At 69.4% G+C, this 19,759-nt stretch carries 25 protein-coding genes and 1 tRNA gene; 7 read left to right on the top strand and 19 right to left on the bottom strand.

Features of this window, described 5'->3' with window-relative positions; genetic code table 11:
- Window positions 1–18: 18 nt before the first annotated feature.
- Window positions 19–1,050, bottom strand: a complete 1,032-nt coding sequence (locus VGT80_RS07490; protein ID WP_327454385.1) for a COX15/CtaA family protein — start codon at window positions 1,048–1,050, stop codon at window positions 19–21.
- A 78-nt stretch (window positions 1,051–1,128) separates the two neighbouring features.
- On the opposite strand from VGT80_RS07490, the gene VGT80_RS07485 reads away from it, so the two are divergent.
- A complete protein-coding gene (locus VGT80_RS07485; protein WP_327454383.1) occupies window positions 1,129–1,326 on the top strand; it encodes a DUF2842 domain-containing protein in 198 nt (65 codons plus the stop codon).
- A 71-nt stretch (window positions 1,327–1,397) separates the two neighbouring features.
- Window positions 1,398–1,474, top strand: a tRNA-Pro gene (locus VGT80_RS07480).
- Window positions 1,475–1,496: 22 nt separating this feature from the next.
- Here the strand turns inward: VGT80_RS07480 and VGT80_RS07475 are convergent.
- From VGT80_RS07475 to VGT80_RS07450, 6 genes are all read right to left on the bottom strand, one after another.
- Window positions 1,497–1,904 (bottom strand): MerR family transcriptional regulator, encoded by a 408-nt coding sequence (locus tag VGT80_RS07475; RefSeq protein WP_327454381.1) that lies wholly within the window; start codon window positions 1,902–1,904, stop codon window positions 1,497–1,499.
- A gap of 15 nt (window positions 1,905–1,919) precedes the next feature.
- Entirely contained in the window at window positions 1,920–2,222 is a 303-nt protein-coding gene (locus tag VGT80_RS07470; RefSeq protein WP_327454379.1) for an integration host factor subunit alpha, read from the bottom strand.
- Between the two features lie 96 nt (window positions 2,223–2,318).
- Window positions 2,319–3,287, bottom strand: coding sequence for a beta-ketoacyl-ACP synthase III (locus tag VGT80_RS07465; protein ID WP_327454377.1), 969 nt, complete (start codon window positions 3,285–3,287; stop codon window positions 2,319–2,321).
- Window positions 3,288–3,299: 12 nt separating this feature from the next.
- The gene (gene plsX / locus VGT80_RS07460; protein WP_327454375.1) at window positions 3,300–4,355 is read right to left on the bottom strand and encodes a phosphate acyltransferase PlsX; all 1,056 of its coding nucleotides are present in this window, start codon (window positions 4,353–4,355) and stop codon (window positions 3,300–3,302) included.
- Between the two features lie 90 nt (window positions 4,356–4,445).
- Window positions 4,446–4,967 (bottom strand): DUF177 domain-containing protein, encoded by a 522-nt coding sequence (locus VGT80_RS07455; protein ID WP_327454373.1) that lies wholly within the window; start codon window positions 4,965–4,967, stop codon window positions 4,446–4,448.
- Entirely contained in the window at window positions 4,964–5,494 is a 531-nt protein-coding gene (locus VGT80_RS07450) for a ubiquinol-cytochrome C chaperone family protein (protein WP_327454371.1), read from the bottom strand. The genes VGT80_RS07455 and VGT80_RS07450 overlap by 4 nt, the downstream gene beginning before the upstream one ends.
- 108 nt (window positions 5,495–5,602) lie before the next feature.
- Here VGT80_RS07450 and VGT80_RS07445 point away from each other — a divergent pair, with 108 nt between their 5' ends.
- Window positions 5,603–6,094: an outer membrane protein assembly factor BamE gene (locus tag VGT80_RS07445; RefSeq protein WP_327454369.1), complete on the top strand. Its 492-nt coding sequence runs from the start codon at window positions 5,603–5,605 to the stop codon at window positions 6,092–6,094.
- A 109-nt stretch (window positions 6,095–6,203) separates the two neighbouring features.
- Here VGT80_RS07445 and VGT80_RS07440 read toward each other — a convergent pair whose 3' ends face one another.
- Entirely contained in the window at window positions 6,204–8,330 is a 2,127-nt protein-coding gene (locus VGT80_RS07440) for a sodium-translocating pyrophosphatase (protein WP_327454367.1), read from the bottom strand.
- A gap of 204 nt (window positions 8,331–8,534) precedes the next feature.
- Window positions 8,535–8,951, bottom strand: coding sequence for a hypothetical protein (locus VGT80_RS07435; protein WP_327454365.1), 417 nt, complete (start codon window positions 8,949–8,951; stop codon window positions 8,535–8,537).
- 105 nt (window positions 8,952–9,056) lie between these two features.
- On the opposite strand from VGT80_RS07435, the gene VGT80_RS07430 reads away from it, so the two are divergent.
- Window positions 9,057–9,998, top strand: coding sequence for a retroviral-like aspartic protease family protein (locus tag VGT80_RS07430; protein ID WP_327454363.1), 942 nt, complete (start codon window positions 9,057–9,059; stop codon window positions 9,996–9,998).
- Here the strand turns inward: VGT80_RS07430 and VGT80_RS07425 are convergent.
- The 9 genes from VGT80_RS07425 to glyA form a co-directional block, all read right to left on the bottom strand.
- On the bottom strand, window positions 9,962–10,540 hold the full coding sequence (locus VGT80_RS07425; RefSeq protein WP_327454361.1) for an isoprenylcysteine carboxyl methyltransferase family protein: 579 nt from the start codon (window positions 10,538–10,540) through the stop codon (window positions 9,962–9,964). The genes VGT80_RS07430 and VGT80_RS07425 overlap by 37 nt on opposite strands.
- Entirely contained in the window at window positions 10,537–11,586 is a 1,050-nt protein-coding gene (locus tag VGT80_RS07420; RefSeq protein ID WP_327454359.1) for a type III polyketide synthase, read from the bottom strand. The genes VGT80_RS07425 and VGT80_RS07420 overlap by 4 nt, the downstream gene beginning before the upstream one ends.
- 70 nt (window positions 11,587–11,656) lie before the next feature.
- On the bottom strand, window positions 11,657–12,616 hold the full coding sequence (gene thiL / locus VGT80_RS07415) for a thiamine-phosphate kinase (RefSeq protein ID WP_327454357.1): 960 nt from the start codon (window positions 12,614–12,616) through the stop codon (window positions 11,657–11,659).
- Window positions 12,603–13,085, bottom strand: coding sequence for a transcription antitermination factor NusB (gene nusB / locus VGT80_RS07410; RefSeq protein WP_327454355.1), 483 nt, complete (start codon window positions 13,083–13,085; stop codon window positions 12,603–12,605). Before nusB ends, thiL begins: the two co-directional genes overlap by 14 nt.
- Window positions 13,082–13,549, bottom strand: coding sequence for a 6,7-dimethyl-8-ribityllumazine synthase (gene ribH / locus VGT80_RS07405; protein WP_327454353.1), 468 nt, complete (start codon window positions 13,547–13,549; stop codon window positions 13,082–13,084). Before ribH ends, nusB begins: the two co-directional genes overlap by 4 nt.
- A gap of 41 nt (window positions 13,550–13,590) precedes the next feature.
- A complete protein-coding gene (locus VGT80_RS07400) occupies window positions 13,591–14,181 on the bottom strand; it encodes a riboflavin synthase (RefSeq protein WP_327454351.1) in 591 nt (196 codons plus the stop codon).
- Window positions 14,181–14,828 carry a RibD family protein gene (locus tag VGT80_RS07395; protein WP_327454349.1) on the bottom strand — a complete coding sequence of 216 codons (648 nt, stop codon included), beginning with the start codon at window positions 14,826–14,828 and terminating at the stop codon, window positions 14,181–14,183. Before VGT80_RS07395 ends, VGT80_RS07400 begins: the two co-directional genes overlap by 1 nt.
- Window positions 14,829–14,844: 16 nt before the next feature.
- Window positions 14,845–15,318: a transcriptional regulator NrdR gene (nrdR, locus tag VGT80_RS07390; RefSeq protein WP_327454347.1), complete on the bottom strand. Its 474-nt coding sequence runs from the start codon at window positions 15,316–15,318 to the stop codon at window positions 14,845–14,847.
- A gap of 32 nt (window positions 15,319–15,350) precedes the next feature.
- Window positions 15,351–16,640 carry a serine hydroxymethyltransferase gene (gene glyA, locus VGT80_RS07385; protein ID WP_327454574.1) on the bottom strand — a complete coding sequence of 430 codons (1,290 nt, stop codon included), beginning with the start codon at window positions 16,638–16,640 and terminating at the stop codon, window positions 15,351–15,353.
- Window positions 16,641–16,828: 188 nt separating this feature from the next.
- On the opposite strand from glyA, the gene VGT80_RS07380 reads away from it, so the two are divergent.
- The 3 genes from VGT80_RS07380 to VGT80_RS07370 all read left to right on the top strand — a co-directional run bounded on the left by VGT80_RS07380 (window position 16,829) and on the right by VGT80_RS07370 (window position 18,363).
- Window positions 16,829–17,260 carry a MucR family transcriptional regulator gene (locus VGT80_RS07380; protein ID WP_327454345.1) on the top strand — a complete coding sequence of 144 codons (432 nt, stop codon included), beginning with the start codon at window positions 16,829–16,831 and terminating at the stop codon, window positions 17,258–17,260.
- Window positions 17,261–17,263: 3 nt separating this feature from the next.
- The gene (locus tag VGT80_RS07375) at window positions 17,264–17,488 is read left to right on the top strand and encodes a hypothetical protein (protein ID WP_327454343.1); all 225 of its coding nucleotides are present in this window, start codon (window positions 17,264–17,266) and stop codon (window positions 17,486–17,488) included.
- Between the two features lie 158 nt (window positions 17,489–17,646).
- Window positions 17,647–18,363 (top strand): hypothetical protein, encoded by a 717-nt coding sequence (locus VGT80_RS07370; protein WP_327454341.1) that lies wholly within the window; start codon window positions 17,647–17,649, stop codon window positions 18,361–18,363.
- 4 nt (window positions 18,364–18,367) lie between these two features.
- Here VGT80_RS07370 and hemA read toward each other — a convergent pair whose 3' ends face one another.
- The gene (gene hemA, locus VGT80_RS07365; RefSeq protein WP_327454339.1) at window positions 18,368–19,594 is read right to left on the bottom strand and encodes a 5-aminolevulinate synthase; all 1,227 of its coding nucleotides are present in this window, start codon (window positions 19,592–19,594) and stop codon (window positions 18,368–18,370) included.
- Window positions 19,595–19,759: the final 165 nt, after the last annotated feature.

Below are 19,759 nucleotides of genomic sequence, written 5' to 3'. Positions count from 1 at the left end.
AGTGAAATCTCCGTAAGGCTAGATGCGGCGCACCCGCCAGGCGAAGGCCACGGCCAGGCTGAAGACGATCGCCGCCATCAGCTGGTGGACCATGCCAAGCGCCGGGGGCACGGCGGTCATCAGGGTGGCGATTCCCAGCAGCGCCTGAATGACGACCGCGGCGGCGAGCACCCCACCCAGCGTCTTGGACTCTCGGGCGAGATAGGTGGCGCGCGAGGCCGTCCAGGCGAAGGCCAGGGCCACCATCAGCACCAGATAGGCCATCAGCCGGTGATGCAGCTGCACCGCGCCCTGGCTGTGCGCGAGCGTCGCCCAGAGCCCCTGAGCGGCATAGTCGGCTGGGAATAGCCGCCCGCCCATCAGCGGCCAGTCGTTATAGACCAGCCCCGCGTGGTTGCCGGCGACTAGCGCGCCCAGCAGGACCTGGACGTAGATCAGGCCGACCAGCCCGAGCGCGCGGCCGCCCCAGGGGCTCGGCAGGGTCTGGCGCGCCCAGCCGGCCCACGCGTCCATGGCGGTCCAGACCAGCGCGCCGAGCAGGGCGAAGGCCAGGCCCAGGTGGATCATCAGCCGCTCGGGCGCAACGTAGAGGCGGCCCTCGAGGCCGCTGGCCACCATCCACCAGCCGACCGCGCCCTGCAGGCCGCCGAGCACGAACAGGATGGCGAGCCGCCAGGCCATGCGCCGGTTGATCTCGCGACGCACCGCGAACCAGACGAAGGGCACGAGGAAGGCGACCCCCAGCAGGCGGCCGAGCAGCCGGTGCGACCACTCCCACCAGTAGATCGACTGAAACTGGCCAAGGCTCATGCCGCGGTTGAGCTGCTGGTACTGCGGGATCTGGCGGTAACGGGCGAACTCCGCCTGCCACTCGGCCAGGTTCAGCGGCGGGATCACGCCCTTGATCGGCTTCCACTCGGTGATCGAGAGGCCCGAGCCGGTGAGCCGCGTCGCCCCGCCCACCACCACCATGGCGGTGACCAGGGCCGCGACGGCGAACAGCCAGAAGGCCACGGCGCGCGAGCGGTCGGATTTCAGGAAGGAGGTCATGGGCTGGCGCCCCGCTACCGCCAATCGGCGCCCGCGTCCATGCTTCCGCGGCCCGGGGTGGCCCGCTATGACCGCGCCATGAGCCCACGCCTGCGCAAACTGATCGGCATGATCGCCATCCTGGCCTTCCTGGCAACCTACGTGGCCATGGTGGCGACGATTGGCGACCACATCCCCAAGCACTGGGCCTGGCAGGGCCTCTACTTCGGCCTCGCCGGCATCTTGTGGGGCGTGCCGCTGTTCCCGCTGATCAGCTGGATGAACCGAGAGCGGTGAGGGGTTGGAGATTTTGCATTTGCCCGGTCGGCCGAAGCCGCTAGAAGACCGCCCTCGCCGCCTGGGCCTCGCGGAGCGTGGCGCAGCCTGGTAGCGCACTTGACTGGGGGTCAAGGGGTCGCAGGTTCAAATCCTGTCGCTCCGACCAGCGGCCCGGCGGCGAGATTTCCCTATTTCCGCAGAATCCCGTCGAGGCGTTGCTTGGCGTCCTCGAGTTCGGCCAGCATTTCGGTGAGGCGGTCGCGGCCGTGATCGCTGAGGGCGCCGTGCGCGGGCAAGCCCATGCTTGCGGACCCCGCGGCGCCTTGCTCCTGCCCGGCGGCGACCAGGCGGCGGACGCCGTGCTCGCGGCAGAGGCGCTGGACGCCCTTGATGGTGTAGCCCTCGTCGTGCAGCAGGCGGCGGACCCCCTTGAGCACGGCGATGTCGCTGGGGCGGTAGAAGCGGCGGCCGCCGGCTCGCTTCATGGGCCGGATGAAGGCGAACTTGGTTTCCCAGAAGCGCAGCACGTGCTGCGGCACGTCCAGCTCGTCGGCCGCCTCGGAGATTGTCCGAAAGGCTTCCGGGCCCTTGGCCACGGGATTACGCGGTCCTCACCGCGACAGGGCCCGGTCGACCCGCGCCTTCATGACCTGGGAAGCGCGGAAGCCGATCACCCGGCGCGGCTCGATGGCGGCGGGTTCGCCGGTCTTGGGATTGCGGCCCATGCGGGCGCGTTTGGCGCGCACCTGGAAGACGCCGAAGCCGGAGAGCTTGACCTGTTCGCCGTGCTCGAGCGCCAGCGACATGAGCTCCAGCACGCGTTCGACCAGCTCGCCGCAATCCTGCCGGGTGAGGCCCACTTCCTCGTGGACCGCCTCGCACAGATCGGCGCGCGTCACCGTTTCGCCTTTCATGCCCGTCCGTTCCCCCGAACCGATGTGATGAGCCTGAACTGATTGTCCCATCGGGTCAAAGACTTCAAGGGCCCGATTGTCGAGCGTGGTTAAGCGTTACAGGCGCACCACACATGCGCCCCAGGTCAGGCCGCCGCCCATGGCTTCGAGAAGCAGCAGGTGGCCCGGCTTCACCCGGCCGTCCTGCACGCCCTGGTACAGGGCCAGCGGGATCGAGGCTGCCGAGGTGTTGGCGTGCTGGGCGACCGTGGAGATCACCTTGTGCTCGTCGATGCCGACGCGTCGGGCGACGCCTTCCAGGATGCGCTGGTTGGCCTGATGCGGGATGAACCAGTCGACGCTCTCCACGGCGATGCCGGCATCCTTGGCGGCGGCGTGGATGGCCTCGGAGATGTTCACCACGGCGTGGCGGAACACCTGGTTGCCCTGCATGCGCAGGTGGCCGACCGTGCCGGTGGTGGAGACGCCGCCATCGACGAACAGCAGCTCCTGCTTGGTGCCGTCGGCGCGCAGCGCAAAGCCCAGCAAGCCGCGGTCGGTGATGGCCCCCTCGCCTTCCATCGGCTCCACGACCACGCAGCCGGCGCCGTCGCCGAACAGCACGCAGGTGCCGCGGTCGGTCCAGTCCATCAGCCGGGTCATGCACTCGGCTCCGATGACCAGCGCGCATTTGGAGCGGTTGCGGGCCACGAAGCCGTCGGCCACCGACAGGGCGTAGACGAAGCCCGAGCAGACCGCCTGGACGTCGAAGGCGATGCCCACCGGACAGCCCAGCTTGCGCTGGACGATGGTGGCCGTAGCCGGGAAGGTCAGGTCGCCGGTGGTGGTGGCCACCACGATCAGATCGACGTCGGCGGGGGTGCGGCCGGCGGCCTCCAGGGCGATGCGGGCGGCGGCGCAGGCGAGATCGGAGACCGGCTGGTCGTCGGCGGCCTTGCGCCGCTGGCGGATGCCGGTGCGCTCGTGGATCCATTCGTCGGAGGTCTCGACGAACTTGGCCAGGTCGGCGTTGGTCACCACTTGGTCGGGCAGATATCCGCCCACGCCGGTCACTACGCTACGCATCACGCTCGGCACCTAGGAGGCTCCATCGGCAGGCTCGGGGCTGGTGTCCGCGAGCGCCGCGGGGAGCCGTCTCATATTGCGTTCGATCTCCGCGGCGAAGTCGCTTTGTGCGAGGTCGGCCGCGACCCTCAGCGCCTGGGCGAAGTCGCGCCCGCTGGCCCCGCCGTGAACCTTCAGGACCAGCCCGTTGAGGCCCAGCAAGGGCGCCGCGGGCGGCGGGTTCATGCGGTCGCGGAACTTGCCCAATGCGCCGCGCGCCAGGAACGCGCCGGCCGTGGCCAAGCCGCCGCTGGTGAGCGCGGTCCGCAGCTCCCCGGTGATGAACCGCGCCGCGCCCTCCATGGCCTTCAGCGCCACATTGCCGGTGAAGCCGTCGGTGACCACCACGTCCACCGAGCCCTTGGTGATGTCGTCGCCTTCCACGAAGCCGCGGTAGTCGAGATCGAAGGCGCCGGCGCGCAGGACCCGGTGGGCTTCGCGCACCTCCTCGTGGCCCTTCATCTCCTCGGAGCCGACGTTGAGCAGGCCCACGGTCGGGCGCGGCTCGCCGTGGGCGGCGCGGTGATAGGCCTCGCCCATGATGGCGAACTCCACGAGCCGCTCGGCGTCGCAGTCCACATTGGCGCCGACGTCGAGGAAGGTGGTCACGCCGTGCGGCGTCGGAATGCTGGTGACCAGGGCCGGGCGTTCGAGATCGGCGCTCATCCGCAGGATCAGCTTGGAGATGGCCATCAGGGCGCCGGTGTTGCCGGCCGAGACCGCCGCGGCCGCCTCGCCCTCGCGGACGGACTCGACGGCGTTCCACATGGAGGACCCCTTGCTCCGGCGCAGCGCCTGGGCGGGCTTCTCGTCCATGCCGATGACCCGTTCGGCATGGCGGATGGTGACGCGGCCGGCCGCGCCGGGATGATGGGCGATCGCCGGGGCGAGTTGGGCCTCGTCGCCGTGCAGCAGGAAGCACACACGGTCCGGCAGCTCGGCGAGCGCGTGGGCGACGGCGGGCGCCACGACCGACGGTCCGTGGTCTCCGCCCATGGCGTCGATCGAAATCACGATGGACTGGGTCAAGTCGGCCTTGGCGTCCCTTTAGGCGGCGGCCCGGAATCGAGCGTGACGATACGCCGGGCGATGGCGGCGATGCAAACTGGCGGCGCCGGCTTAAGGCTTCTGGTCCTTGAGTTTCTGGAGCACGGCGAACGGCGATTCCGGCTCGGGAGGCGCGGCGTATTCGAATTCGACGCCCGGCTTGCGCGCGAAGGGGTCGATTTCCAGGGCCAGGTGCTCGACCACATAGGCGGCAAGGTCGATGGCCTCGCCGGCCAGGAGGTCCGGCGGATCGGGCGCCTCGGGATCGCGCTCGGCCTCGCCGGGTTCGTCGCGCGCGGCGTTGGGGCTGCCGGCCGGCGCGACCCGGACGGCGATCTCGCCGCTCAGCGCCTGCTCGAACGGATCCAGCGACACGGCGCAGAGCTGCTCGACGATGGCCTCGAAACGCCCGGTGATCTCGGCGCCGTCCAGCCACGGCCGCACGGTCAGGTCGGCGACCAACGCCGGAAGGCCCTGCAGATCGAGCTCGCGGGCGATCGCGGCGCGCTCGGCCTCGTCGGGCGCGAGATGCACGCGGCGGGGGCCGCGGCCCAGCTCATGCAGCTTGATGGACTTGCCCCAGGCCTGGCTCACGGCGCCCCCCAATCGACCTCGCCGGCCAGCAGGCCCTCGACAGGCTCGGCGGCCAGGGCCTCGCGGCGGCGGAGCAGATAGGCGGCCAGTTCCGGCGCGCGGCCCGCGTCGACGCCCTCGTAGACGGTGCGGCTCAACAGCGCGGTCAGGAGCTCTGTGTCCGGCAAGGCCGCGAGCGCGGCGTCGAACGATTTGCCGCGGCCATAGAAGGCCTCGCCCAGCCGGCGCATCTTCTTGCCGACGGAAAGATCGCCAACGCCCATCTCGCGCAGCGCGTCGTCGAGGCCCTTCAGATAGGCGTCGAACAGGGCCTGTGACACCGGCCCAGCCGCCTCGCCGCCCTCGCGCAGCCGCTCCAGCAGCAGCATCAGATGCAGAGTGTAGAGCTCGAAGCGGCCCTCCACCGTGTCGGGGCAGCCGAGCTCCTCATAGAGCCTGGGCGTGCGCGCCTGCTCGACCACCTGGGCGTAGAGGGCGCGGCCCATGGTCTGGGCAGGCCGGGGGCGGAACAGACGGTCCAGAAGCATACGAAGGCCTCGATTTCGCCCGATGCCGGGACTAAAGGCGGCATTGAACTAAGGGGCGGCGACAGATAGGTCAAAGCCTCTTGCCGCTGAAGTGGGCTTTGATTGCAGATGTTTCGTCGCGCCGCCTTCGCCGCCCTGGCTGTCGGGTATCTCTCGGTGGCCGCCTGTGCGCCGATCAACTCCTATTCCGGCTTCCAGGCCATCGAGTCCGATCCGAAGGACGTGAAGGTGGACGTGGACACCAAGTCGACGGTGCGGGGCAAGCTCGGCTCCCCCTCGGCGACCTCCACCTTCGATCCGAACATCTGGTTCTACATGAACCAGGTGAAGTCCCGCGTCGCGTTCCGGCGCCCGACCGTGGTGGCCCGCAACGTCACCGCCATCGCCTTCGACAAGGAGAGCGAGAAGGTGGCGAGCGTGCACAGCTACACGCTGAAAGACGGCAAGGTGATCGCCTACAACGGTCGCGAGACGCCGACCCGCGGCCGCGAGATGACCGTGCTCGAACAGATGCTGGGCACCGTCGGCCACGGCGGGGTGCTGCCGAACAGCGAGGACGAAGGCGTCCCCGGCACCCGCCCGGGCGACCGGCGGAACTGAGCGCGAAGCGACTCATCCCCGCGAATGCGGGGATCCAGCTCCAAGCCCGGAATCGAAAACGCCCCGGAGATCGCTCTCCGGGGCGTCTTCGTTCAGGTCGTGGCCGCGATCAGTGGATCACGCCGTGCGCCAGCACCGCCAGGAGCAGCAGGGCCACGATGTTGGTGATCTTGATCATCGGGTTCACGGCGGGGCCCGCCGTGTCCTTGTAGGGGTCGCCGACGGTGTCGCCGGTGACCGCGGCCTTGTGCGCCTCGGAGCCCTTGCCGCCGTAGTGGCCCTCTTCGATCAGCTTCTTGGCGTTGTCCCAGGCCCCGCCGCCGGAGGTCATCGAGATGGCCACGAAGAGGCCGGTCACGATGACGCCCATCAGCATGGCGCCCAGCGAGGCGAAGGCGTCGACCTTGCCGGCGATCGCCTTGATGATGAAGAACAGCACGATCGGCGAGGCCACCGGCAGCAGGCTCGGCACGATCATCTCGCGGATCGCCGCCTTGGTCAGGATGTCGACGGCGCGGCCGTATTCCGGCTTCACCTCCCCGGTCATGATGCCGGGGTTCTCCTTGAACTGGCGACGCACCTCGGCCACGACCGCTTCGGCCGCGCGGCCCACCGCCGTCATGGACAGACCGCCGAACAGGAAGGGCAAGAGACCCCCGAACAGCAGGCCGACCACCACATAGGGGTTGGAGAGGTCGAATGCGACCGTGCCCAGGTTGTAGAAGAACGACGCCGGGTCGGTGGTGTTGGCGAAGAACTTCAGGTCCGAGGTGTAGGCCGCGAACAGCACCAGGGCGCCGAGACCGGCCGAGCCGATCGCATAGCCCTTGGTCACCGCCTTGGTGGTGTTGCCCACCGCGTCGAGGGCGTCGGTGGAGACGCGCACCTCGGCCGGCAGACCCGCCATCTCCGCGATGCCGCCGGCGTTGTCGGTGACGGGGCCGAAGGCGTCGAGCGCCACGATGAAGCCCGCCAGCGACAGCATGGCGGTGGTGGCGATGGCGATGCCGAACAGGCCCGCCAGGTTGAAGGCCACGATGATGCCGACGATGATCGTCAGCGCCGGGAGCGCCGTGGATTCCAGCGACATGGCCAGACCCTGGATCACATTGGTGCCGTGACCGGAGACCGAAGCCTTGGCCACCGACTTCACCGGGCGGTAGCCCGTGCCGGTGTAGTACTCGGTGATCACCACGATAGCCGCGGTGACGCCCAGGCCGACGATGCCGCACCAGAACAGGCTCATCGGGCCGAAGCTCTTGTCGCCGACCGTGACCACGTCGGGGACCATTTTCGAGGTCACCCACCAGATCGCCAGGATGGACAGCGCGCCGGTGACGATCAGGCCCTGGTAGAGCGCGCCCATGATGTTGCGGCTCTTGCCCAGGCGCACGAAGAAGGTGCCGATGATGGAGGTCACCACGCAGACGCCGCAGATGGCCAGCGGCAGCAGCATCATGTTGCCGACATAGTCGGTGCCGCGGAAGAAGATCGCGGCCAGCACCATGGTGGCGACCGTGGTCACCGCATAGGTCTCGAACAGGTCGGCGGCCATGCCGGCGCAATCGCCGACGTTGTCGCCCACATTGTCGGCGATGGTCGCGGCGTTGCGGGGGTCGTCCTCCGGAATCCCGGCCTCGACCTTGCCCACCATATCGCCGCCCACGTCGGCGCCCTTGGTGAAGATGCCGCCGCCGAGACGGGCGAAGATGGAGATCAGCGACGCGCCGAAGCCCAGCGACACCAGGCTGTCGATGACGTCACGGCTGGTGGGATCGAAGCCCAGCGGCCCGGTGAGGATGGTGTAGTAGACCGAGACGCCCAAGAGGGCGAAGCCCGCCACCAGCATGCCGGTGACCGCGCCCGAGCGGAACGCCATGGAGAGGCCCTTGTCGAGGCTTTCCGACGCCGCCTGGGCCGTGCGCACATTGGCGCGGACCGAGATCAGCATGCCGGCGAAGCCCGCCGCGCCCGAGAGGACGGCGCCGATCAGGAAGCCCGTGGCCTCCAACGGCCCGAGCAGCAGGGCCAGGGCGATGAGGATCACCACCCCGACCATGGCGATGGTCATATATTGCCGCCGCAGATAGGCGGTCGCGCCTTCCTGGATGGCGGCGGCGATCTCCTGCATGCGCGCATTGCCGGGCGAGGCCCGAAGGAGCGCGGCGGACTGCACGGCGCCGTAAAGCACCGCAAGCAGGCCCGCCAGGATCACCAGCGTAAGCGTTGAACTCATATCGTGCGCGTCCCTCTCCGATGGCGCGGAAGCTGAACCGGACGCCGTCTCGAATGACGGCCGCCGGTTCGAACCCAGCCCATTGATTCCCCGAATGATGAGGCGCGCACAAAGCCGCGCCCCGAATTAGGCGGCGCGAAAGTGCCAAACTCCGCCCGTACACGCAACCTGCCGCTCAGCAGGCCGCCGCCCGGCCCGGTCTTATCAGGTTCTGGGGGTGGGGATACGGTGCTGCGGAGCCTGCGAGGTGACCACCACGGAGCGGACCGCGCCGGGACCGGCGATCGCGGCAGCCTCCCGCGACAGCCCGGCGATCAACCGGCCCTCGTCGACCCGGTTGTAGTCGCCCGCCAGGGTGAACGGCGTCCGGTGGGCCATGCGGACCAGGGCGTCGCGGAAGAAAGGCTCCTTGTCCCTCAGCCGCGTGGCGTCGGCGTCGGCCGCCAGGTTCAGCCGCACATATACGAAGACGTAGTTGACCAACTGGCCTCGCACGACGATCGGCAAGCCGACCGGCTGGAGGTCCACGTACTGGCCCACCTGCGCCGGACCGGCCGGGCCGGCGCGCGCCGCCGGGGCGAGCGCGAGGACCATGGCGGCGATCAGGAGGCGTCGGATCATCCGGCCACTATGTCCGCGTCAGGTTTCCGCATGGTTTAGGCGGCAGGCTTGACCGTGCGGCGACCGCCGAACGGTGATATCCTGCCGCAAATGGAAGGAAACGCCATGGGAATGCGCCTGACCAGGCGCGGCGCCGGGCTCGGTCTGCTCGGGGGCGCCGCCGCCCTGCCCTTCGGTCGCGCCTGGGCCGAGGACCCGCCGACCGGCTCCCGCATCCCCGAGGATTCGCCGACCCAGCTCGGCACCGGTCACGATCCCTTCGAACACATGCTGGCCCCCGTGGGCATCAACGGCCAGGGCCCGTTCCACTTCCTGATCGACACCGGCGCCAATGTAAGCTGCGTCTCCCACGAGCTGGCGGAGCGGTTGATGCTCACCGCCGCCGCGCCCGCGCCGGTGCACACCGCGGTCGGCGTGCGCACCCGGCCCAGCGTGATGATCGACAGCCTGAACGTCGGCGACCGGACCCGCAGGGACGTCCGCGCCGCGTCCTTGCCGGAGCTCGGGCCGCAGGTGGATGGCGTGCTCGGCGTCGACTGGCTGGCCGGCCAGCGGCTGGTGCTGGACTTCAAGAAGAAGTCTCTGGAAATCAGCCGCTCGCACTCGGATCAATCGCGCGAGAACCACGTCGTGGTGCCGGCCCGCAAGCGGCAGGGGCAGCTGACCATCGTCGACGCCGACCTCAGCGGGCACCGCATCAGTGCGATGATCGATTCCGGCTCGCAGGCGACCATCTGCAACGCCCCGCTGCGCCGCATGGTCGAGGAAATCGAGCACCATCGCGGCCAGCCGTCCGTGCCCATCCCGGTGAAGCTGGAGACGCTGGCGGGAGAGCCGTTCAGCGGTGTGATGTTCTATCTGCCGTTCCTGCGGCTGGGCGGACTGACTCTGGGCAATGTGCCGACGGTCTATGCCGACACCCATATCTTCGAACTCTGGGGCCTGAAGGAGCAGCCGGCGATCGTGCTCGGCATGGACCTGCTCACCCAGTTCAACGCGGTGGCCCTCGACTATGGGCGGTCCGAAGTGCGCTTCGATCTGGCCTGACTCTGACCGGGGGCCTGACTGCGGGGCTTGACGCCAGCCTGCGGCTTTTCTTCCAGGGGCTCGCTCAGCGCGCGGCCCTCGGCGCGAATCCGCACCCACAGGATGGAGGCGTTGAGCGCGCTGAACAGCGCGGCATAGGCCGGCATATGGAAGACCAGCGGCAGGACCGCGATCTCCGCGGCCACCACGGCGTAGTTCGGATGCGGGAAGAAGCGATAGGGCCCACGGCGCACCAGGGGCTCGCCCGGGAGCACGATGATCCGCGTCGTCCAGCGCTCGCCGAGACTGACCAGGGTCCAGGTCCGCAGCCCCTGCAGGACGACGTAGACGCCGAGCCAGCCGAGGTCCGTCGGCCGATTCCAGCCCCACCACCACAACCCCGCGAGCCAGGCGGCGTGCAGGCCCACGATGATCGGATAGTGTTCGGCTCCGCTCTCGACGGCGCCGCGGGCGATCAGCCGGCGGGTGTTGCGGTCGGCATAGACGAGTTCCGCCAGCCGCTGCAGGGTCACGAGCCCAAGGACGAGGGTCGCGAGCGTCATGCCGCCAGCAGGGCGACCGTGCTCGCGGTGAACCCCGGGCCCATGGCGGTGAGTACGGAGCGCGGCGGCAGGCCGTGGCGACGGATGCGGTCGAGGATGAACAGCACCGTCGGCGCCGACATGTTGCCGTGCGCGCGAAGCACGTCGCGTTCGACGTCGAGGGCGCCTTGGCCAAGATCGAGCGCCGTCTCCAGGGCCTCGATCACCTTGGCGCCTCCCGGATGGCAGATGAAGCGATCCACATCCTCCATGCCAAGCCCCTGTGCGGCGAGCATCGTTTCCATGGCGGGGCGCAGCTTCTTCTGCACGAAGGGCGGCACGAACTGGCTGAGCACCACGCCCAGGCCCTGGCCGTCCATCCGCCAGCCCATGACGTCGAGGCTGTCGGGCCACGTGTGTTCGGCATAGCTGGCGACACGGGCGAAGCCGTCCTCGCCGGAGCGCAGAACGCAGGCGGCCGCGCCATCGCCGAACAGGGCGGTGGCCACGATGTCGGTGGCGCTGACCTCGTCGTTGCGGAAGGCGAGCGTGCAGAGCTCGACGGTGACGAACAGCACCGTCGCGCCGGGCTGGGCGGCGGCGAGCCGCGAGGCGAGCGCCAGGCCCGTCGCGCCGCCGGCGCAGCCGATGCCGAACACCGGCACCCGGGCGGCGTCCGGCCGAAAGCCCATCCGGCCCATGGCCCGGGCCTCGAGGCTCGGCGTCGCGACGCCGGTGGTGGAGGCGGTGACGATGACGTCCACGTCGGCGCCGGTGAGGCCGGCCGCCGCCAGCGCCTTGCCGGCGGCGTCGCAGAACAGGTCGAGCGCGCCCTCCAGATAGGTCGCGCTGCGTTCGGGCCAGCCGCGGGACTCCAGGTACCATTCGAGGGGCCGGACGGCCTGACGCGTGCGGATGCCCGAATTGGCGAACACCGGGGCCAGGCGCTCGACCAGCGGGAAGCGGTCGCCGAAATGGGTCAGCACCGTCTCCAGGACCTCGTCCTGGGACAGTTCATAGGGCGGGGACGCGGTCTCGAGGGAGACGATCCCGATGGGCGGGGTCATGGAAGGCTCCGGCCGCGCGGGCGGCGCGCTAGATTGGAACCCCCGGCCTCGGTCGAGGTTCCGGCCGGGCTCAGAGGTGGCGCCAGCCGCCGGGGCCCGGGTCGATCAGCTTGCCGTCGCATCGGACCTCCAGCCCTTCGCCCCGCCGCACCTCGCCGATCACCGTGCAGCCCGCCAGCCCCGCGCCCTTGGCCGCGGTGCAGACGATTTCATAGTCGTCGCCGGCGCTCGCCAGCGCCAGCAAAGCCTTGGCCCGGTCCGGCTGGACGGCCAGCCAGCGGCGCGCGGCCTCCGACAGCGGCAGCCGGTCGAGGTCGATCGCCAGACGCACGCCGCTCGCCTCGGCGATATGACGGACGTCCGCCACCAGGCCGTCGGAGACGTCGGCCGCGGCCGTGGCGGCCTCGCGAAGCGCATCGCGAAGGTCGAGCCGCGGGATCGGCAGCCGATAGCGCCCCGCCAGATAGCCGTCGGGATCGGCGACCTCGCCGCGCACCGCGGCGAGACCGAGCCCGCCGTCACCGATGACGCCGCTGACCATCAGGATATTCCCGGGGACCGCGCCGGCGCGGCGGACCATCTGGCCCTGGGGGACCCAGCCAAGGGCGGTGAGGCTGGCCCAGAAGGGGCCGGGCGTCGCCACCGTGTCGCCGCCCAGCAGGTCCACGCCGAAGGTCTTGAGGTCCGCGCCGAGGCCCGCGGCGAAGGCCGCGCGGTCTGCGGCTTCGAAGCGTTCCGGCCAGGCGACGGCGAGGAAGCAGGCGAAGGGCTCGGCGGCCTTGGCCGCAAGGTCCGAGAGGTTCACGCGCAGCAGCTTCTGCGCCACCAGGCCGGGCGCCTCGCCTTGCGGAAAATGCACGCCCTCGACAATGGCGTCCTTGGTGATGACCAGGTCGAAGCCCGGCCGCCCGGGCACGACGGCGGCGTCGTCCATCAGTCCATAGGCGCCAGGCGCCCCGCCGGTCAGCGGCCGGAAGAGCCGTTCGATCTCGCCGAACTCGTCAGCCCTCGGGGCCTTAGGACCGGACATCCTGGGCCACCGCGTCCAGGGCGCCGTTCACGAACCCCGGCTCCGGGCCTTCGAAGAAGGACTTTGCGAGCTCGACATATTCGTCGATCGCGACCTCGGTGGGGACGTCCGGCCGGTGCGCCAGTTCGTAGGCGCCGGCGCGCAGCATGGCGCGCACCGTGGCGTCGAGGCGCTCCAGCCGCCAGCCGCTGGCCAGACGCTTGGCGATGGCCTTGTCGATCTCGCCCTGCTGCGCCACCACGCCGCGCACCAGGTCGGCGAAGAAGGCCTCGTCCGCCGAGGCCAGGGTGACGGCCTCGCCGGAGTCCAGCGGTCCGGTCTCCAGCGGTATGGCGCGGTCGAAGCGGTGCTCGGTGAACTCGCGGATCACCGCCTCGGCGCCGACGCCGGAGACCTCCATCTGGTAGAGCGCCTGGATGGCGGCCAGCCGCGCCACCGAGCGCGCCTGTTTGGACTTGGGCTGCTTCATCGCTTCTGGCCGAGCAACTGGCGCTTCAGCGTGACCATCTCCAGGGCCGCGCGGGCCGCGCCGCCGCCCTTGTCGCCCTCCTCGGACCGCGCCCGGGCCAGGGCCTGAGGCTCGTCCTCAACCGTGAGGATGCCGTTGCCGATGGCCAACCGCCTGCCCACCGCCAGGTCCATGAGGCCGCGCGCGCTCTCGCCCGCGACGATCTCGAAGTGATAGGTCTCGCCACGGATCACCGCGCCCAGGGCCACATAGCCGTCGTAGGCGACCGCGCCGGCCGGGCGGTGGCCGCCCTCCTCGGCGAAGGCGATGGCGGCGGGGATCTCCAGGGCGCCGGGCACGGTGACCACATCATACTCCGCCCCGAAGGCGTCCAGCACCGACTTGGCGCCGGCCAGCAGGGCGTCGGCCAGATGATCGTAGAAGCGGGCCTCCACGATCAGGATGCGGATCTTGTCGTCGCTCATCGGGGCTCCCGGCCGGCCAAAAGGGGGCTTCGGCCGACCCTTTAGGCCGTTTCGCGCCAGCGGGCGAGATAGCGCGCCAGCATGTCGATCTCGAGGTTGACGCGGGCGCCGGGCTTCAGCTCGCCCAGCGTCGTCACCTCCCAGGTGTGTGGAATCAGGTTCACGCCGAACATATCGTCGTCCACCTCGTTGACGGTCAGCGACACCCCTTCGATGGTGATCGAGCCCTTCGGCGCGATGAGACGGTGCAGCGGCCTGGGCGCGCGGATGCGCACGCGATGGGATCCACCTTCCGCCTCGACCGCGACCACCTCGCCCATGCCGTCCACGTGGCCGGAGACGATATGGCCCCCGAGCTCGTCGCCAAGCCTCGCGGCGCGCTCCAGGTTGACACGCCGGCCCTCGCGCCAGTCGCCGAGCGTGGAGACGGCCAGCGTCTCGCCGGACACCTCGACGGCGAACCAGCCCGCGCCCTTCTCCACCACCGTCAGACAGCAGCCGGCATGGTTGACCGAGGCGCCGATGTCGACGCTCGTTAGATCGAACCCCGTCTCGATCTCAAACCGCCGGTCGCGATTGGTGTCGCGGATGGCCCGCACGCGCCCCACGTCGGTGACGATCCCGGTGAACATCAGGTCTTCGCGTAGCGCTCCCAAAGGTCGGGGCCGAGCTCGGCCACGGCCACGCGCCGGAAATGGGGCGCCGCGGCGAGCGCCGCAATGGCCAGCGCGCCGACCGCCGGCCGCCCTTCCCCGCCGATCATCATGGGGGCGCGGAACCACTCGATGGCGTCGACCAGCCCGCAGCGCAGGAAGCTCGCCGCGACCTGGCCGCCGCCTTCGACAAAGATCCTGGAAAGTCCTTCATCTTCAAGCGCCTGGACGACCATCTTTAGCTCCGGCCGATCCTCGCCGACGGCGCGCACACTCAGCACGCGCACGCCGGCCTCGATCAGCGCCGGCTCCGGCGGCGTCGTGGCCACCACATAGGTCGGGACCTCGCGGGCGGTGCGGACCAGCTTGCACGTGGGACTGAGGCGCTGGCGGCTGTCCAGCACCACGCGGGCGGGCTGCGCGCCCTTGTAGCCGGCCAGCCGGACGGTGAGCTCAGGATCGTCGGCGAGCGCGGTCTCGGCGCCGATCAGCACCGCATCGTGCTCGGCGCGCAGGCGGTGGACCTCGTCACGGGCCGCCTCGCCGGTGATCCAGCGGCTCTCGCCGGCCGCGGTGGCGATGCGGCCGTCGAGCGAGGTGGCGAGTTTCAGGGTGACGTGCGCCATGGCCTGGTCTTGGGGCCTAGCGCTCGTCGAGCGCGGCCTCGCTCAGACCCTCCTCGCCCAGGAAGCGGGCGAAGTCGGAGGTCTCGCGGAAGTCGCGATAGACCGAGGCGTAGCGGACGTAGGCCACGTCATCGAGCTGCTTGAGGTGCTTCATGACCAGTTCGCCGATCGCCGAGGACGGCAACTCGGTCTCGCCCATGCTCTCCAGCTGGCGCACGATGGCGGAGATCATCCGCTCCACCTGCTCGGGGTCGATCGGCCGCTTGCGGATGGCGATGGCGACGGAGCGGGCCAGCTTGTCGCGGTCGAAGGGCGTGCGCCGGCCCGAGCGCTTGAGGATGGTCAGCTCGCGCAGCTGCACCCGCTCGAAGGTCGTGAACCGGCCCTCGCATTCGGGGCACATCCGGCGACGCCGGATCGCCGCGCCGTCTTCCGACGGACGGCTGTCCTTCACCTGGCTTTCGGCGTGGCCGCAGAACGGGCAGCGCATGATTTAGCCCCCTAGACGGCCAGCAAACACCATTAGGAGTAGATGGGGAAGCGCTTCGTCAGTTGCAGCACCTCGGCGCGGACTTTCGCCTCCACCGCGGAATTGTCGCCGCCGTCCTTCAGGCCGTCGAGCACCTCGCCGATCCAGGCGCCGATCTGGCGGAACTCGGCGGGGCCGAAGCCGCGGGTCGTGCCGGCGGGCGAGCCGACGCGCAGGCCGGAGGTCTGCATCGGCGGCAGGGGGTCGAAGGGGATGCCGTTCTTGTTGGTGGTGATGCCGGCCCGCTCCAGGGCGGTTTCGGCGTCGGCGCCGGTGACGCCCTTGGGCGTCAGATCAACCAGCATCAGGTGGCTGTCGGTGCCGTTGGAGACGATCTTGAAGCCCGCGCTCTGCAGGCTGTCGGCCAGCGCCCGGGCGTTGTCGATCACCTGGCGGGCATAGAGCTTGAACTCGGGCCGCAGCGCCTCGCCGAAGGCCACGGCCTTGGCCGCGATGACATGCATCAGCGGCCCGCCCTGCAGTCCCGGGAAAACCGCGCTGTCGATCTTCCTGGCGAGCTTCTTGTCGTTGGTCATGACCATGCCGCCGCGCGGGCCACGCAAGGTCTTGTGGGTGGTGGTGGTGACGATCTGGGCGTGCGGGAACGGGTTGGGATAAACGCCGGCCGCCACGAGGCCCGCATAGTGGGCGATGTCGGCCATGACGATCGCGCCCACCTTGTCAGCGATCTCGCGGAAGCGGGCGAAATCGATCTGCCGCGAATAGGCCGATCCGCCGGCGATGATCACCTTCGGCTTTTCGGCGAGGGCGACCTCCTCCGCCTGGTCGTAGTCGATCAGGTGGTCCTGGGGGCGGACGCCGTAGTGGACCGGCCGGAACCACTTGCCCGACTGGTTGACGTTCTTGCCGTGGGTCAGGTGGCCGCCCGCCGCCAGGTCCATGCCCATGAAGGTGTCGCCGGGCGACATGGTGGCCATGAAGACCGCCTGGTTGGCCTGGCTCCCGGAGTGCGGCTGGACGTTGACGAATTCGCAGCCGAACAGCTGCTTGGCGCGCTCCCGGGCCAGTTCCTCCGCCTCGTCCACCACCTCGCAGCCGCCATAGTAGCGCTTGCCCGGATAGCCCTCGGCATATTTGTTGGTGAGCACCGACCCTTGCGCCTCCAGCACCGCCTTGGAGACGATGTTTTCCGAGGCGATCAGTTCGATCTGGTCCTGCTGGCGCTTCAGCTCCTTGTGGAGCACCGCGGCCAGATCCGGATCGGACGCGCCAACGCCTTGGCGGAAGAAATCCTCGGTGCTCGGCTGGGCTTGGACGTGCAGGGTCAAGGGCGGCGCCTTTCGGTTGGCGTGTGAGTCTGGGGGCGGCGGAGAGCGCTGTTTACCCCTATCCGGGCCGGCTTCCAATTGTGGCGGGAACGAAGCCCATCCTGTGGCGTTACTCGCTCGGCCAAGGTGTCGGCGCAAGCCGACGCCTGCGTCGCGTGTGCAGGGAAATCAAGGGGGACAAGATGAGCGTAGGGCCCGACCCCGAAGGCTATGCGGGTGAGGAGTTGTTGCGCCTCGGGGTGGGGATCGTGGCGGCCTATGTGAGCCGCAACGCCGTAGCAGCCGACGCCGTGCCGGAGATCATCCGCACCGTCCACCAGACCCTCGAAGGCATCACCCGCGGCGCGCCTCCGAGCGTCGAGGAGCGGCCCAAGGCCGCGGTGCCGATCGGCAAGTCCGTGCAGCACGACTTCATCGTCTGCCTCGAGGACGGCAAGAAGCTGAAGATGCTCAAGCGCTACCTGCGCTCGCGTTACAACATGAGCCCCGATGAGTACCGCAGGCGCTGGGGTCTGGCGCCCGACTATCCGATGGTCGCGCCGGCCTATGCCGCGCGGCGGTCGGACTTCGCCAAGCAGATCGGCCTGGGCCGCGGCGTTCGGCGGAGGAAATAGGCCATGTCCGACCTCGCGCTGCGCCCCTTCAACACCAGCGGCTACGAAATCCTCGACGATGGCATCGCCCGCGGCGAGGTGGTGATCTGGTCCGTGGCGCCCGTGCGCCCCGGGATCGGCGACGAGATGCTGGTCGAGAGCGGCGGCCGTCCCTACGACGTGGCCATCGAGGAGATCCGCACCTTCAAGGGCGGCTGGAGCGCCAAGGGCCGCGCGCGGCCCGCCTAGATTCAAGCGTGACCGTAGCAGAGGGCAGGCTTCTCGCTTAAGTTCCCCTCTCGGGGGCATTGGCCATGCGGGATTTCACTCGTCTACTCATCGCTGCCGCTGTCGCAGCGCTTCCGGCTTCGGTGACCGCCCAGGCGTCCAACGCCAATGCGGCCCTGATGAGGCGGCTCGGGGCCGACTACTACAGTCTCAAGCGCCTGGGTTTCGGCGGCGCGCGTTGCCGGATGACGCCGGACTGGACGGTGGTGCTCCGCCAACCCCGCAGCAATCCGCAGTTCCAGAACGCCTTCGCCATGCTCGACCAGTTGCAATTCGTCCTGACGATCGACAGCGAGGGCGGGATCAAGCTGGACAAGAAGGATACGGGCACAGGCCGCACCGCCCAGCAGGCCGCCAGCATCCAGCAGATCTTCGCGGGCCTGGACCAGGAGCTCGGCGGCTTCTTCTCAACCTGGTCGCTGTTCATGATCCAGCCGCCGACGCCCGCACCGAGCCAGGCTGACCTGACCGTCGCCGCCCAGGCCGGCGGCTATCGCCTCAACTACAAGGATGGCGACAGCGTCGTGCGGATGGAGACCAACCGGGCTGGGGAGATTTCGCACCTGGCGATCAGCGCGCCCAGCTTCACCTCGACCGTCGACCCGTCGTTCGCACACGACCCCGCCGGCCTGGTGCTCAGCCACTACGTCGGCGACTACCTGCCGGCCAGCGGCCCCGGCAAGACCCACCTCGTGGTCGACATCAGCTACCAGACGGTGGGCGGGCTGAAGGTGCCGGACGTCATGCGCCTCAGCACGGTCTACGATGGAACGGTCGCCGATGCGGCGGCCACCTTCTCCCAGTGCCAGGTGACGCGCGGCTCACCTGGCCGTTGAAGGCCTAGGCCGCCACGCCGCCGACGCGGGCAATGTTGCAGCGCGTCCAGAGCGCTTCGAGCGCGCCCGTCAGCTCATCCATCATCTTGTCGGTGTGGGCCGGCGACGGCGTGAAGCGCAGCCGCTCGGTGCCGCGCGGCACGGTCGGATAGTTGATCGGCTGCACATAGATGCCGTGATCGGCCAGCAGGATGTCGGAGATCAGCTTGCAGTGGACGGCGTCGCCCACCAGCACCGGCACGATGTGGCTGACCGAGGGCATGACCGGCAAACCCGCCTTGGCGAACTTGGCCTTCAGGGCCGCGGCGCGTTCCTGGTGCGCCACGCGCACCTCGTCGTGGGCCTTGAGGTAGCGGATCGAGGCGGCCGCCCCGGCGGCCAGGGCCGGCGGGATCGAGGTCGTGAAGATGAAGCCGTCGGCCCAGCTGCGGATCGCATCGACGATCACGGTGTCGGCCGCGATGTAGCCGCCCATGACGCCGAACGCCTTGCCCAGGGTGCCTTCGATGATGTCGATGTCGGCCATGACGCCGTCACGCTCGGCGACGCCGGCCCCGCGGGGCCCGTACATGCCGACCGCGTGCACCTCGTCGAGGTAGGTCATGGCGCCATATTTCTTGGCCAGCGCGACTGTGCCCACCATGTCGGCGATGTCGCCGTCCATGGAATAGACGCTCTCGAAGGCGACGACCTTGGGCGCCTTCGGATCGGCGGCGGCCAGCAGCTCCTCCAGGTGGGCCAGATCGTTGTGCCGGAACACGTGGCGTTCGCAGCGCGCGCCGCGGATGCCGGAGATCATCGAATTGTGGTTCAGCGCGTCGGAGAAGATGATCAGGCCAGGCAGGATCTTCGACAGCGTCGACAAGGTGGCTTCGTTCGACACGTAGCCGGAGGTGAACAGCAGCGCCGCTTCCTTGCGGTGCAGGTCGGCGAGCTCACGCTCAAGCTCGACATGGTAGTGCGTGGTGCCGGAGATGTTGCGGGTGCCGCCGGAGCCGGCGCCGGCCTCCTCGATCGCCTGATGCATGGCGTCGAGCACGAGCGGGTTCTGGCCCTGGCCGAGATAGTCGTTGGAGCACCAGACGATGACGTCCTGCTGGCTCCCGTCCGGACGGGTCCAGGTGGCGCACGGGAACTCGCCGCGGTGTCGCTTGAGGTCCGCGAACACCCGGTAGCGGCCCTCGGCGTGGACCTTCTGCAAAGCGTCATGGAACGCGGAACGGTAATCCATCGACCCACTGCCGACCCAGGCGTTCGACCATCTCGCGCCCGGAAACGACCCCTATTTCGATGGCCGGGCTTTTCGCACCAGCCAACCTCATTGTCTACCTGACGCAGGCGTCAGGAATTGCTCTACCGCAATATGCGCGCGTTAGCCCCGCCTCGGAAGCGACGA

Origin of the sequence: Phenylobacterium sp., assembly GCF_035944335.1 — a bacterium.
GTDB lineage: Bacteria > Pseudomonadota > Alphaproteobacteria > Caulobacterales > Caulobacteraceae > Phenylobacterium.
This window is presented reverse-complemented; position numbering and strand designations above follow the sequence as displayed.

What these genes read in the sequence shown, in the direction of transcription:
- VGT80_RS07435 (WP_327454365.1), bottom strand. Translation starts at nt 8,951, where the DNA reads ATGATCCGACGCCTCCTGATCGCCGCCATGGTCCTCGCGCTCGCCCCG.
- VGT80_RS07395 (WP_327454349.1), bottom strand. Translation starts at nt 14,828, where the DNA reads ATGGCGCACGTCACCCTGAAACTCGCCACCTCGCTCGACGGCCGCATC.
- nrdR (WP_327454347.1), bottom strand. Translation starts at nt 15,318, where the DNA reads ATGCGCTGCCCGTTCTGCGGCCACGCCGAAAGCCAGGTGAAGGACAGC.
- VGT80_RS07420 (WP_327454359.1), bottom strand. Translation starts at nt 11,586, where the DNA reads ATGACCCCGCCCATCGGGATCGTCTCCCTCGAGACCGCGTCCCCGCCC.
- VGT80_RS07470 (WP_327454379.1), bottom strand. Translation starts at nt 2,222, where the DNA reads ATGAAAGGCGAAACGGTGACGCGCGCCGATCTGTGCGAGGCGGTCCAC.
- VGT80_RS07400 (WP_327454351.1), bottom strand. Translation starts at nt 14,181, where the DNA reads ATGTTCACCGGGATCGTCACCGACGTGGGGCGCGTGCGGGCCATCCGC.
- VGT80_RS07490 (WP_327454385.1), bottom strand. Translation starts at nt 1,050, where the DNA reads ATGACCTCCTTCCTGAAATCCGACCGCTCGCGCGCCGTGGCCTTCTGG.
- VGT80_RS07380 (WP_327454345.1), top strand. Translation starts at nt 16,829, where the DNA reads ATGAGCGTAGGGCCCGACCCCGAAGGCTATGCGGGTGAGGAGTTGTTG.
- hemA (WP_327454339.1), bottom strand. Translation starts at nt 19,594, where the DNA reads ATGGATTACCGTTCCGCGTTCCATGACGCTTTGCAGAAGGTCCACGCC.
- nusB (WP_327454355.1), bottom strand. Translation starts at nt 13,085, where the DNA reads ATGAAGCAGCCCAAGTCCAAACAGGCGCGCTCGGTGGCGCGGCTGGCC.
- thiL (WP_327454357.1), bottom strand. Translation starts at nt 12,616, where the DNA reads ATGTCCGGTCCTAAGGCCCCGAGGGCTGACGAGTTCGGCGAGATCGAA.
- VGT80_RS07370 (WP_327454341.1), top strand. Translation starts at nt 17,647, where the DNA reads ATGAGGCGGCTCGGGGCCGACTACTACAGTCTCAAGCGCCTGGGTTTC.
- VGT80_RS07465 (WP_327454377.1), bottom strand. Translation starts at nt 3,287, where the DNA reads ATGCGTAGCGTAGTGACCGGCGTGGGCGGATATCTGCCCGACCAAGTG.
- VGT80_RS07430 (WP_327454363.1), top strand. Translation starts at nt 9,057, where the DNA reads ATGGGAATGCGCCTGACCAGGCGCGGCGCCGGGCTCGGTCTGCTCGGG.
- VGT80_RS07485 (WP_327454383.1), top strand. Translation starts at nt 1,129, where the DNA reads ATGAGCCCACGCCTGCGCAAACTGATCGGCATGATCGCCATCCTGGCC.
- ribH (WP_327454353.1), bottom strand. Translation starts at nt 13,549, where the DNA reads ATGAGCGACGACAAGATCCGCATCCTGATCGTGGAGGCCCGCTTCTAC.
- VGT80_RS07450 (WP_327454371.1), bottom strand. Translation starts at nt 5,494, where the DNA reads ATGCTTCTGGACCGTCTGTTCCGCCCCCGGCCTGCCCAGACCATGGGC.
- VGT80_RS07425 (WP_327454361.1), bottom strand. Translation starts at nt 10,540, where the DNA reads ATGACGCTCGCGACCCTCGTCCTTGGGCTCGTGACCCTGCAGCGGCTG.
- VGT80_RS07375 (WP_327454343.1), top strand. Translation starts at nt 17,264, where the DNA reads ATGTCCGACCTCGCGCTGCGCCCCTTCAACACCAGCGGCTACGAAATC.
- VGT80_RS07445 (WP_327454369.1), top strand. Translation starts at nt 5,603, where the DNA reads ATGTTTCGTCGCGCCGCCTTCGCCGCCCTGGCTGTCGGGTATCTCTCG.
- VGT80_RS07440 (WP_327454367.1), bottom strand. Translation starts at nt 8,330, where the DNA reads ATGAGTTCAACGCTTACGCTGGTGATCCTGGCGGGCCTGCTTGCGGTG.